The organism is Actinomadura physcomitrii (assembly GCF_008923205.2).
Lineage (GTDB): Bacteria > Actinomycetota > Actinomycetes > Streptosporangiales > Streptosporangiaceae > Spirillospora > Spirillospora physcomitrii.
Genome location: NZ_WBMS02000055.1, coordinates 51,652 through 62,828, shown reverse-complemented (window position 1 = coordinate 62,828; position 11,177 = coordinate 51,652). Strand labels below are relative to the sequence as shown.

Genomic DNA, 11,177 nt, shown 5'->3' with positions numbered 1-11,177 from the left:
GGCGCGGGCGCCTCCGGGACGTGCGCGGGCGGCGCGGCCGCGGGCGGCGGCTCCTCCGCCGGCGGCTCCCCGGCCGGCGGCGCCGGTTCGGTCTCCGGCGGCGCGGGCGTCCCGGGCGGCGGGGCGTGCGTCGGCGGCGGGGCGTGCGTCGGCGGCGGTGGGGCGGGCTGGGGCGGCGGCTCCGGGGAGGCGTGCGTCGGCTTCGCGCAGCCGGGCGCGCCCGGCCCGACGTTCACGTGGACCTCCCCGTCGATGCAGACGCTCACCCCGCCGCCGCCCTGCCCGGTGACGGTGACCGAGGACGACGGGTCGGGCGCCGGATCGGCGAACGCGGCGGCCGGCAGGGCCAGCGCTCCGGCGAGCGCACCGCAGAGCGCGGCGGGCAGCAGCGGCGGCCGGCGCATGCTCAGCCACCTCCGGTGATGCGCCGCAGCTCGGCCGCCGCGCCGGTGTAGGCGTCGGGGTGGACGGCGAGGCCGCCGCGGAACACGTGCGCGATGTCGAAGACCAGGTAGACGCCGGCGGCCAGCAGCCCGGCCATCAGCGCGAGCGGGATCAGCGTCATCCCGCGCGGCCTGGCGCCGGCGAACAGCGGCAGCAGCATCACGACGATCCCGGTGAGGACGGTGACGACCAGCAGCCCGGCGGGCGGGGTGGTCTTGGCGTCCATGGCGCGCTGGTGGCGGGCGGCGGAGATCTCGGTGAGGTGGTCCAGGACGGCGCCCTGGGCGTTCTGGAGCTGGTCGGTGGGGGTGCCGACCGCGATCACCTCGCGGCGCAGGCCGTCCAGCGTCGTCCATCCCGCGGCGCTGAGCCGGCCGTGGTCGCGCATCAGCCGCCATTCGGGGCCGCGGACGATCCGCACGTAGTCGCGCAGCCCGGCCTGGACCCGCTGGGCGTCGGCGGCGGGCAGCCGGGAGGCGGCCCAGTACGCCTCGACGACCGCCTGGCTCTCGGCGTAGGTGTTGGACCGGGCGGAGTCGGCGTTGGTCCACGGCACCACGATGGCGATGGCGAACGCGAGCAGGAACAGCGCGGACAGCATCGCCCCGGTGTGCGCGGTGGTGGGGCCGTCGGGGTCGGGGTCGTCGACGCCGTGCCGGGCGCGCCGCACGAGCCGGCTCGCGAGGATCACGACGATGACGGCGCACGCCGCGGCCGCAATATAAATGATCATGGCCCTCCAGGGCGGAACCGGACTTGCGGCGGCCGGGGCCGGGTCCCCGCCCGCATGCGACTGACGGTGATTCTAGGCTCACCAAACGTGTCCGTCGCCGGTTTTCCCTTGGTCGTCACCTGGGGGTGACGTGACCGGCCGGGGCGGAGAGCAAAGGCTGGCTCTGGACGGGCTTCCGGGTCCGGTGGGAGCGCGGTGCGCGCAAGGGGAAGGAGTGATGGGGGAAGGGTGGGGAGCGGTGAGGAGGGTGCGGCGCGCGCCCGCAGCCGCGGGATCTGCTGTTAGTTCTTGCGATTTGCGGTTCAGATGCCGGAAGATCTCCGGTAGAGAACTCGTACAGAAGGATGATTGTCGGCAACCGGCCTGAGAGGGGCGGCAGCGTGAGGGGAGACGGCAATGGCGCCGCAGGGAAAGCTGGACCTCGATCCGCAGGTGGTGGCCGCCGCCCGGCGGCTCGCCGCCCGGGCCGCGGAACCGATCATCCGGATGGCCCGCTCCCACACCACCGTCTCGGTTGAGCGGGCGCTGCTGCGCCTGGCCGGGCTGGCCGGCGCCGACGACGAGGGCCGGCCGTGGGCCAACCACCTCGCCGACGCCGTCCGCGACCAGGTCGGCCTCGAGCACGGCGTCGCGCTGCCGGTCTGGGACGCCCTGCTGACCGGCCCGCACCGCACCCTCGGCGACCTCGCGCGGGCCGCCGCCCGGGGCCGGGTGTCGTTCCGGCTGCCCGCCGGGACCGACGCCGCGCACGCCCGGGAGGCCGCGCATGCCGCCGCCCGCGGCGGCATCGCCCGCATCGACCGCCGCCGCGCCGAGCGCGACGCGCTGCTGGCCGCACTGCCGACCCCCGACGCCGCCGACCCGCCGCGCCCGCTCGTCTACCTCATCGTCGCGACCGGCGACATCTACGAGGACATCCCGCAGGCGCAGGCCGCCGCCCGCGAGGGCGCCGACGTCGTCGCGGTGATCCGCTCCACCGGGCAGTCGCTGCTGGACTTCGTCCCCGAGGGCGCCACCCGCGAGGGCTACGCCGGCACCTACGCCACCCAGGAGAACTTCCGGCTGATGCGCGCGGCGCTCGACGACGTCTCGCGCGAGCTCGGCCGCTACGTCCGGCTGACCAACTACGCCTCCGGGCTGTGCATGCCGGAGATCGCCGCGCTCGCCGGCCTCGAGCGCCTGGACATGATGCTGAACGACTGCATGTACGGCATCATCTTCCGCGACATCAACCCCCGCCGCACCTTCATCGACCAGCGCTTCTCCCGGCAGATCCACGCCCGCGCCGGCATCGTCGTCAACACCGGCGAGGACAACTACCTCACCACCGCCGACGCGGTCGACGCCGCGCACACCGTGATCGTCAGCCAGCTGCTCAACGAGCGGTTCGGGCACGAGGCGGGCCTGTCCGACGCCCAGCTCGGCCTCGGCCACGCCTTCGAGATCGACCCGGCCATCCCCGACTCGTTCCGGCTGGAGCTCGCGCACGCCCAGCTCGTCCGCGAGCTGTTCCCCGGTGCGCCGCTGAAGTACATGCCGCCGACCAAGCACATGACCGGCAACATCTTCGCCGGCTACCTGCTGGACGCGTTCTTCAACCTCGCCGGGGTGCTGACCGGGCAGTCGATCATCCTGATCGGGATGATGACCGAGGGCATCCACACCCCCTGGCTGTCGGACCGCGACCTCGCGCTGGAGAACGTCCGCTACGTCCGCGACGCCTGCGGCGCCCTCGCCGAGGACTTCATGCCCCGCCCCGACGGGATGATCGTCCAGCGGGCCAAGCGGGTGCTGTCGGAGTCGGTGGAGCTGCTCGAGCGGATCGACGGCGACGGGCTGCTCACCGCGATCGCCGAGGGCACCTTCGGCGTCACCCGCCGTCCGCCCGACGGCGGCAAGGGCCTGGACGGCGTCGTCGAGCGCGCCGCCGGCTACGTCAACCCCGCGATCGAGATCCTCGACACCGAGGACCCGCACGCCCACCACGCCACGGCCGACGCCCAGGAGGTGCCCGCATGACGGTCCAGACGCCCGGGACGCAGGCCCCGGCCCAGCCCGCCGACACCCGCCAGGTGATCCGCCCCTACGGCGACACCACCGGCGACGGCATGGTCCAGATGTCGTTCACCCTGCCCGTCCCGGCGGGCAAGCGCGCCGACGCCGCCGCGCTGCAGCTGGCCGGGAAGATGGGCCTGGCCCCCGCCAGCGTCGTGCACGCCAAGCCGATGGGGCCCGACTTCACCTTCTTCATCGTCTACGGGCGGGTCGGGCACCTCATCGACTACGCCTCCATCCCCGTCCCCGAGGAGCGCGCGTACCCGCTGCTGTCCTCGCAGGAGGTCAACCTCGCCATCCGGGGCGCGCTGAACCGGCGGCTCGTCGTCGTCGGGGCGTGCATCGGCACCGACGCCCACACCGTCGGCATCGACGCGATCCTCAACGTCAAGGGGTTCGCGGGGGAGAAGGGCCTGGAGTACTACCGGGAGATCCAGGTGGTGAACATGGGCGCCCAGGTCACCGTCGAGGAGCTCGTCGAGCGCGCCAAGGACGAGGACGCCGACGCCGTGCTGGTCTCCCAGGTCGTCACGCAGAAGAACGCGCACCTGCACAACACCAAGCAGATGGCCGCCGCGTTCCACGCCGAGTACCCCACCGCCGTCGCCGCCGGCATGGGCCGCCCGCTGCTGGTCGTCGGCGGGCCCCGCTTCGACACCGTCACCGAGGAGGACCTCGGCGTCGACCGGATCTTCGGCAAGGGCACCACGCCCGCCGAGGTCGCCAGCTACCTCGTCCACGCCCTGCTCCCCGGCAGGGCCGTGCAGGAGGCCCGGCAGGCGGACGACGACGAAGGAGAGGACCGCCGATGAGCGACCCCCGCGAGGGCCTGACCGTCACCCACCGCCGCTACGTGCCCTACTCCCACGCCCACTACGCCGGCGACCTGGTCGACGGCGCCTACGTGCTCGGCCTGTTCGGCGACGTCGCCACCGAGGTGTGCATCCGCGCCGACGGCGACGAGGGGCTGTTCGCCTCCTACTCCGACGTGCAGTTCCGCGCGCCCGTCCGGGCCGGGGACGTGCTGGAGGCCACCGCCGTCGTCACCCGCGTCGGCACCCGCAGCCGCACCCTGGACTTCGAGGCCCGGGTGGTGTGCCGGGGCCGCCCCGACACGGGGGAGTCGGCCGCCGAGGTGCTCGCCGAGCCGATCGTCGCGGTCACCGCGACCGGCACGGTGGTCGTCCCCGCGCCCGGCGGCTGACCCGCGCGGCGCGATCCGAGCCCGCGGCGCGGCGGCGCGCCGCGGGCCGGGCCGGCGCGTCCGCAACCGAAATGCCCAGGACCTGCGATCATGGTGCTGAGCTGGGAGAACAGAGAGTCGCCGCAGAACATGCGGCGGTTGACAAGGGCCGCGAAGCCGGTAGTTTTGCTGCAGTCCAGCACGGGACTCACCGATCGGCCGCCCGGGGCGTCACCGGGCACCGCGCCGCGGCGGGACCAGGGCGGGCCACACCGGTGGCCGACGCCGCGCCCGCCCGAGCCAGTGCGGTGGTCCGGGCCGGTGTCCGGGCGGAGCCGCCCGATCGTGCGGGGGGTTGGACCCGGGAAGGGCCCGGACATCCAGTAGAAAACGGAGACCCGCTCTCACCGCCTGTGGGACGGCTCCGGCCCGACGGATGCCACGGGCCCTCTTCCGCGTCCGGCGCGCCCGCCGCCCCCGGCCCGCCGCCGTCCACGCCGTTCGCGCCGTTTCCAGCCGCGCCTCCCCCCGTCCGTATCGCCCCGTTCCCGGCCGAAAGCGCATACCGTTGCCGCATCGGCGGTGGCACCGATGCGTGCCACCGGCATGTGCCACCGATACAGGGGCGTGGTCGCCCCGGCCGCCGCGGGCCGGTAGCGTTCCGGCGGACGGATCGAGCGAACGAGGGGGTGGACGTTGGCCCAGGAGACCCTCCCGGACCGGCAGCCGGCCGGCGGGACCGCGGACGCCGGCGGCGCACCCGCTCCCGGGCGCTCCGGGCGCCTGGCCCGGCGCGCCCGGGCGCTGCGGCGCTTCCTGCGGACCGGTGGGCGCGCCGGATGGCCCCGCACCCTCGTCGTCCTGGCCGCCGGCGCCGCGCTCTGCCTGGCGTTCCCCCCGTTCGACCTCACCCCCCTGGGGCCGGTCGCGGTCGCCGCGCTCACCCTCGCGCTGCGCGGCCAGGCCGCCCGCACCGGAGCCTGGCTCGGCTTCCTCGGCGGCGCCGCGTTCTTCCTGCCGACCCTGGACGGCCTCATCCCGGTCGGCCCCGACGCCTGGGCCGCGCTGAGCCTGGTGCAGGCCCTGTACTTCGTCCCGATGGGCGCCGCCATCGCGCTGGTCACCCGGCTGCCGGGCTGGCCGGTGTGGACGGCGGCGCTGTGGGTCGCCCAGGAGGCGCTGCGCGGCCGCGAGCCGTTCGGCGGGTTCCCGTGGGCGCGGCTGGCGTTCAGCCAGACCGCCACGCCGCTGACCCCGTACGCCTCGATCGGCGGGGCGCCGCTGGTCACCTTCCTGACCGCCCTGGTCGGGGGGCTGCTCGCCGCCGCGGCCGTCGCCGGGTGGCGGCTGCGCCCGTCCCGCCCGGCACCCGGCAACGCCCCCGCCGACGGCGCTGACGCTGCGCCAGGTAGGCGCCGCGCGGCCCTGGCCGCCGTCCTGGCCCTGGTGGCGGCCGGCGCGGTCACCGGCGCGGGCCTGCTCATCCCGACCCCGACCGGCGGCCCGCACGTCACCGTCGCCGTCGTCCAGGGCAACGTGCCGCGGCTCGGCCTGGACTTCCTCGGCCAGCGCAAGGCCGTCCTGAACAACCACGTCAACGCCACCCACCGGCTGGCCGCCGAGATCCGCGCCGGCAAGGTCGCCCGGCCGCAGCTGGTGGTCTGGCCGGAGAACTCCAGCGACCTGGACCCCTACACCGAGCCCGACGCCTACCGGGCCATCGACGGCGCCGTGAAGGACGTCGGCGTCCCCGTCCTGGTCGGCGCCCTCACCGACACGCCCGACCGCTCGAAGGTCGAGAACCGCGGGATCGTCTGGGACCCGGTGACCGGCCCCGGCGACTACTACGTCAAGCGGCACCCCGTCCCGTTCGGCGAGTACCTGCCGTACCGGGACGTCCTCACCAAGATCATCAAGCGGTTCGAGCTGATCCCCCGGGACTTCGCCAAGGGCACCCGGTCCGGGGTGATGCGGCTCGGGCCCGTCGACATCGGCGACGTGATCTGCTTCGAGGTCGCCTACGACCGGGAGGTCCGCGACGTGTCCCGCGGCCGGATCCTGGTCGTCCAGACCAACAACGCCACCTACGGCCGCACCAGCCTGCCGCCGCAGCAGATCGCGATGTCGAGGCTGCGCGCGGTCGAACATGGCCGTACGATCTTGGTTGCCGCGACGAGCGGGATCAGCGCGATCGTCGCCCCCGACGGCCGGATGATCGACCGGTCCCGTGAGTTCGTGCCCGACCTCCAGGTCGCGAGCGTCCCCGAGCGCACCGAGCGCACCCTGGCGGACCGGCTCGCCGAGTGGCCGGAATGGGTGCTGGTCGGGGCGGGTATCGGAGCGCTGTGCGCCGCGGCATGGACGACGGCCAGGAAGAACGACGAGGAGAATTGACGCCGATGGAGATCCCAGCCGACCTCGGCAGGGTGCTCGTGATCATCCCGACCTACAACGAGCGGGAGAACATCGAGCGCATCACCGGCCGGGTGCGCAAGGCCGTGCCGTCGGTGGACGTGCTGGTCGTGGACGACGCGAGCCCGGACGGCACCGGCGAGGTCGCCGACGCCCTCGCCGCCGCCGACGACCAGGTGAAGGTGCTGCACCGCACCGGCAAGGAGGGCCTCGGCCCCGCCTACATCGCCGGGTTCCGGTGGGCCGCCGAGCAGGGCTACGACGTCATGGTGGAGATGGACGCCGACGGCTCCCACCAGCCCGAGGAACTGCCCCGGCTGCTGGCCGCGCTGGAGGACGCCGACCTGGTCATCGGCGCCCGCTGGGTGCCCGGCGGCAAGGTGGAGAACTGGCCCAAGCGCCGCGAGGCGCTGTCGCGCGGCGCCAACACCTACGCCCGGCTGATGCTGCGCATCCCGCTGCACGACGCCACCGGCGGCTACCGCGCGTTCCGCGCCGCGACGCTCGACAAGATCGGTCTGGACGGGGTCGACTCGCGCGGCTACTGCTTCCAGATCGACCTCGCGCTGCGCGCCCTGCACAAGGGGCTGCGCGTGGTGGAGGTGCCGATCACCTTCGTCGAGCGGGTGCACGGCACCAGCAAGATGAGCCGGGACGTGATGATGGAGGCGGCGCTGCGCATCACCCAGTGGGGAATGGCCGGGCGCTCGGGCAAAGGCGACCGGGCCCGCTGACGGGCCGCGAACGGTCCCGTGCCGGGCGTCTCCGGGACGCCGGCCCCGGTGTGTCCGGGCGGTCCCCGGGGGAAACGTTCGGGGGCGTCCCGGCGTTGACACCGGTACAGGCAACCGCAACCCGAAAATGGAGCCATGCTGCCGCTCGCACTGGTCCTGGCGTTCCTGCTGATACCGGTCGTGGAGATCGTCCTGCTCGTCCAGGTCGGCGAGGTGATCGGCCTGTGGCCGACGCTGGCGCTGCTGGCGGCCGAGACCCTGCTGGGCGGCTGGATCGTCCGCCGGGAGGGCCGCCGGGCCTGGCGCGTCCTGCAGGACACCCTGCGCCGCGGATCCGTGCCCGACCGGGAGCTCGGCGACGCCGCCCTGGTCATGGCCGGCGGCGTGCTGCTGCTGATCCCCGGCCTCATCACCGACGCCCTCGGCCTGCTGTTCGTGCTGCCGTTCACCCGGCCGCTCGTCCGCCGCGCCGCGTCCCGGTACACCGCGCGGCGGATGCGCCTCGCCGGGGACCGCCCGCCGATGGCCTTCCGGCCCGGCCCGGGCGGCCCCGGGCTCGGGCCGTTCGACCGGTTCGACCCGTTCGATCCGGGGGCGGACGGCCGCGACCCGGACACCCCGCGCGGGCCCGTCGTGCGCGGCGAGGTCGTCGAGGAGGACGACCACCCGTCCCGCACCTGACCGGCCGGAAGCCCCCGGAGGAGGCCCGCAGCGCACGAAGAGGCCCGCACCTTCCGGTGCGGGCCTCTTCGTCGTCGTCAGACGGTCATGCCGATCTCCTGCGCCCCGCACGCAGGATCTCCAGCCGCTCGGCGAGGACCTCCTCCAAGTCCTCCACCGTTCTGCGCTCCATGAGCATGTCCCAGTGGGTGCGCGGCGGCTTGCCCTTCTTGGCTTGGGGCAGCTCCCCGTCGACCCGCAGGGCCGTGGCGCCGCAGCTGCGGCATTCCCAGGTCATCGGCACCTCGGCCTCGGCTGCGAGCGTCACGGTGAACCGGTGGCCCTTCGTGCAGGTGTAGTCCACCTCTTGCCGAGGGGCCAGATCGGTGTTGCGATCGTTCTCGTAGCTCGTCGCTCCGAGTCGGGTGCCGCGAAGTGCGCGCTCGGCCATCGTCACGTGCCTCCCAGACGGCTTGCGGTCTTGCCCTGACCAACGCTGGACACCATCACAAGATTCCCGGATCATGCGGCGTCCAACCCTGCTCTTTGCGGCCGTACCGGGCCGCCCGCGCCGATCGTCCGGCGGCCCGCGCCGGACCGCGCGCCCCGGAGCGCGCCTTCAGGACCCGACGCGGTCGGTGCTGTCGATGACGTGGTCGACGAAGCCGTACTCGCGGGCCTGCTCGGCGGTGAACCAGCGGTCCCGGTCCCCGTCGGCCTCGATCGTCTCCAGCGACCGGCCGGTGTGGAACGCGGTGCGCTCGGCGAGCGTCCGCTTCAGGTACAGCGACTGCTCCGCCTGGATCTTGATGTCGGACGCGGTGCCGCCGATCCCGCCGTGCGGCTGGTGCATCATCACCCGCGCGTGCCGCAGCGCGTACCGCTTGCCGGCCGCGCCGGCGCACAGCAGCGTCTGCCCCATCGAGGCCGCCATGCCCATCGCCACCGTCGACACGTCGTTGGGGACGAACTGCATCATGTCGTAGATCGCCATCCCGGCGTCGACCACGCCGCCGGGGCAGTTGATGTAGATGGTGATGTCGCGCTGGGCGTCCTGCGCGGCGAGCAGGAGCAGCTGCGCGTTGACCCGGTTGGCGACCTGGTCGTCGATCTCCGTGCCGAGGAACACGATCCGCTGCGCCAGCAGCCGCTCGTACAGCTGCGCGTCCGCGAGCTGCGGCGCCTCGGCCACCTTCGCCGCCGTCCGCGGCGCGAACGTCTCCGCCCGCTCCGCGGGACGGTCGTCCTCCGGTCGTGGGAACATGCGCCCTCCTTCGCCCTCTCTGTACAGAACGTACACTCTGTACAGGAAGGGAAGCTACAGCCGCGCGCCGGGAGGGGCCAGGGGAGTTCGCTATACGATGAACAGCGTGGAGAAGCCGGTGACGGAGGCACGCAAGGAGTTCGCCGACCTGGTGAACCGGGTCGCCTACACGGGGGAGCGCGTCGCGCTGACCCGCCGTGGGAAGGTGATGGCCGCCCTGGTGTCCGCGGAGGACCTGGAGCTGCTGGAGAGCCTGCGCGCCGGGCGGCTGGACCTCGCCCAGACCGGCACGCCCGCGCCCACCGCCCCCGTCCAGCAGCCCGACCGGCCGCGGCAGGCACCGTTGCGGATCGCCGCCGAGTACCGTCCCGGCGGCCCGCCGCGCCCTCCGGGCTTCGGCCGCTGACCCGGCCGCCGAGGGCCGCGCGCCGCCGGGACGTCCGGGGTCAGGACGCCGGCGTGGGGCGCGGCCACAGGTCGCGGGACGCCAGGACGTGGCGGAGGGCGACCAGGTCGTCGGTCATGATGCCGTCGATGCCGATGTCGAGGAGCCGGTTCATCGCGGCTGGGTCGTTGACCGTCCAGGCGTGCACCTTCAGGCCGAGCCGGTGCGCCTCGGCGATGAACGCCTCGGTGACGAACGGGACCGGCCCGAGGCCGTAGGGCACCTGCGCGCAGGCCACGCCGGTCGAGGCCAGCCGGACGAGCTTGGCGGTCGGGCCGCCGTAGGACCGGGCGCGCAGCGCCATCAGCCCGCGCGGCCCGAGCGCCATGCACACGTCCCCGGCGTCGAACAGCGGCAGCCGCGCCCGCATCTGCGCGAGCCGGCGGGTGGAGAACGAGGTGATGCACACCCGGTCCCAGGCGCCGGTGCGGTGCAGGACCTCGGCGAGCGGGCCGATGACCGGGGCGTCCTTGAGGTCGATGTTGACGCGCGCGTCCGGCCAGGCGGTCAGGACGTCCTCGAGGCGGGGGATGGGCTCGGTGCCCCGGATGCGTGCCTTGGCGACCTCGGCGTAGGGGAGCCGCGCGATCGCCCCCGTCCGGTCGGTGACCCGGTCGAGGGTGCGGTCGTGGAAGGCGACCACGACGCCGTCCGCGGTGGCGTGGGCGTCGGTCTCCAGGTAGCGGTAGCCGAGGTCGATCGCGCGCTGGAAGGCGGCCATCGAGTTCTCCGGCCGGCCGCTCGCGCCGCCGCGATGGGCGAACGGGATCGGGCCCGGGTGGTCGAGGAAGGCGTACGAGCGGGGCACCCGTCCGATTATGGCCGACGCCCGCGCCCAGCCTGACCTTACTGCGTAAAGGCACCGGGTCATGGCCATCACTGCTAGCGTCGCCCTCCCAGACGATCAGCGGGAGGAGCAGCCCCATGGCCGACGTGAACGAGTACCGGGCGACGTTCGAGCTGGTGGACGTGGACGGCGACGGGTACATCTCCACGGCCGAGCTGAAGAACCTGATGTCCAAGCTCGGGCAGGGCATCACCGAGACGCGGGCCGTGGAGGTCGTCGTCGCGGCCGACGCCAACCACGACGGCAAGATCTCGCTGGAGGAGTTCGCGGCGCTGATGGAGCAGACCGCGTGACCCGCCGCGATCCCTGAGGGAGGTCCGGCCGCGCGGCACGACGATCCCGGCCCGGCGAGCCCGGGCGGGGCCCGGCGGGGGCGCCCCCGGGGGGCGGCGGAACGGGG

General features: G+C 74.2%; 12 protein-coding genes and 1 pseudogene. 8 read left to right on the top strand and 5 right to left on the bottom strand.

Going from position 1 to position 11,177, the window contains the following annotated elements; all coding sequences use genetic code 11:
- Both F8568_RS41415 and F8568_RS41410 read right to left on the bottom strand, forming a co-directional pair.
- Positions 1-404, bottom strand: a pseudogene (locus tag F8568_RS41415) (hypothetical protein); the annotation flags it as partial.
- Positions 405-406: 2 nt separating this feature from the next.
- Positions 407-1,177, bottom strand: coding sequence for a bestrophin-like domain (locus F8568_RS41410; protein WP_151599455.1), 771 nt, complete (start codon positions 1,175-1,177; stop codon positions 407-409).
- A gap of 396 nt (positions 1,178-1,573) precedes the next feature.
- Between F8568_RS41410 and kamD the strand changes: the two genes are divergently transcribed.
- From kamD to F8568_RS41380, 6 genes are all read left to right on the top strand, one after another.
- Positions 1,574-3,196: a lysine 5,6-aminomutase subunit alpha gene (gene kamD / locus F8568_RS41405; RefSeq protein ID WP_151599453.1), complete on the top strand. Its 1,623-nt coding sequence runs from the start codon at positions 1,574-1,576 to the stop codon at positions 3,194-3,196.
- Complete coding sequence (gene kamE / locus F8568_RS41400) at positions 3,193-4,044, top strand: lysine 5,6-aminomutase subunit beta (protein ID WP_151599451.1); 852 nt, start codon at positions 3,193-3,195, stop codon at positions 4,042-4,044. The genes kamD and kamE overlap by 4 nt, the downstream gene beginning before the upstream one ends.
- The gene (gene kal / locus F8568_RS41395; RefSeq protein ID WP_151599449.1) at positions 4,041-4,436 is read left to right on the top strand and encodes a 3-aminobutyryl-CoA ammonia lyase; all 396 of its coding nucleotides are present in this window, start codon (positions 4,041-4,043) and stop codon (positions 4,434-4,436) included. The genes kamE and kal overlap by 4 nt, the downstream gene beginning before the upstream one ends.
- Positions 4,437-5,111: 675 nt before the next feature.
- Complete coding sequence (gene lnt / locus F8568_RS41390) at positions 5,112-6,809, top strand: apolipoprotein N-acyltransferase (protein ID WP_151599447.1); 1,698 nt, start codon at positions 5,112-5,114, stop codon at positions 6,807-6,809.
- A gap of 5 nt (positions 6,810-6,814) precedes the next feature.
- Positions 6,815-7,561: a polyprenol monophosphomannose synthase gene (locus tag F8568_RS41385; RefSeq protein ID WP_202125953.1), complete on the top strand. Its 747-nt coding sequence runs from the start codon at positions 6,815-6,817 to the stop codon at positions 7,559-7,561.
- A 135-nt stretch (positions 7,562-7,696) separates the two neighbouring features.
- On the top strand, positions 7,697-8,242 hold the full coding sequence (locus F8568_RS41380; RefSeq protein ID WP_151599445.1) for an FxsA family protein: 546 nt from the start codon (positions 7,697-7,699) through the stop codon (positions 8,240-8,242).
- Between the two features lie 85 nt (positions 8,243-8,327).
- Here the strand turns inward: F8568_RS41380 and F8568_RS41375 are convergent, their stop codons facing one another.
- Together F8568_RS41375 and F8568_RS41370 are read right to left on the bottom strand one after the other, a co-directional pair.
- Positions 8,328-8,672, bottom strand: coding sequence for an RNA polymerase-binding protein RbpA (locus F8568_RS41375; RefSeq protein WP_067472838.1), 345 nt, complete (start codon positions 8,670-8,672; stop codon positions 8,328-8,330).
- Between the two features lie 168 nt (positions 8,673-8,840).
- On the bottom strand, positions 8,841-9,485 hold the full coding sequence (locus tag F8568_RS41370; protein ID WP_151599443.1) for a ClpP family protease: 645 nt from the start codon (positions 9,483-9,485) through the stop codon (positions 8,841-8,843).
- Positions 9,486-9,582: 97 nt separating this feature from the next.
- Here F8568_RS41370 and F8568_RS41365 point away from each other — a divergent pair, with 97 nt between their 5' ends.
- Positions 9,583-9,891 (top strand): type II toxin-antitoxin system Phd/YefM family antitoxin, encoded by a 309-nt coding sequence (locus tag F8568_RS41365; RefSeq protein ID WP_151599441.1) that lies wholly within the window; start codon positions 9,583-9,585, stop codon positions 9,889-9,891.
- 40 nt (positions 9,892-9,931) lie between these two features.
- On the opposite strand, the gene F8568_RS41360 is transcribed toward F8568_RS41365, so the two are convergent.
- Positions 9,932-10,738 (bottom strand): glycerophosphodiester phosphodiesterase, encoded by an 807-nt coding sequence (locus F8568_RS41360; protein ID WP_151599439.1) that lies wholly within the window; start codon positions 10,736-10,738, stop codon positions 9,932-9,934.
- Positions 10,739-10,854: 116 nt separating this feature from the next.
- Here F8568_RS41360 and F8568_RS41355 point away from each other — a divergent pair, with 116 nt between their 5' ends.
- A complete protein-coding gene (locus tag F8568_RS41355) occupies positions 10,855-11,070 on the top strand; it encodes an EF-hand domain-containing protein (RefSeq protein WP_151599437.1) in 216 nt (71 codons plus the stop codon).
- Positions 11,071-11,177: the final 107 nt, after the last annotated feature.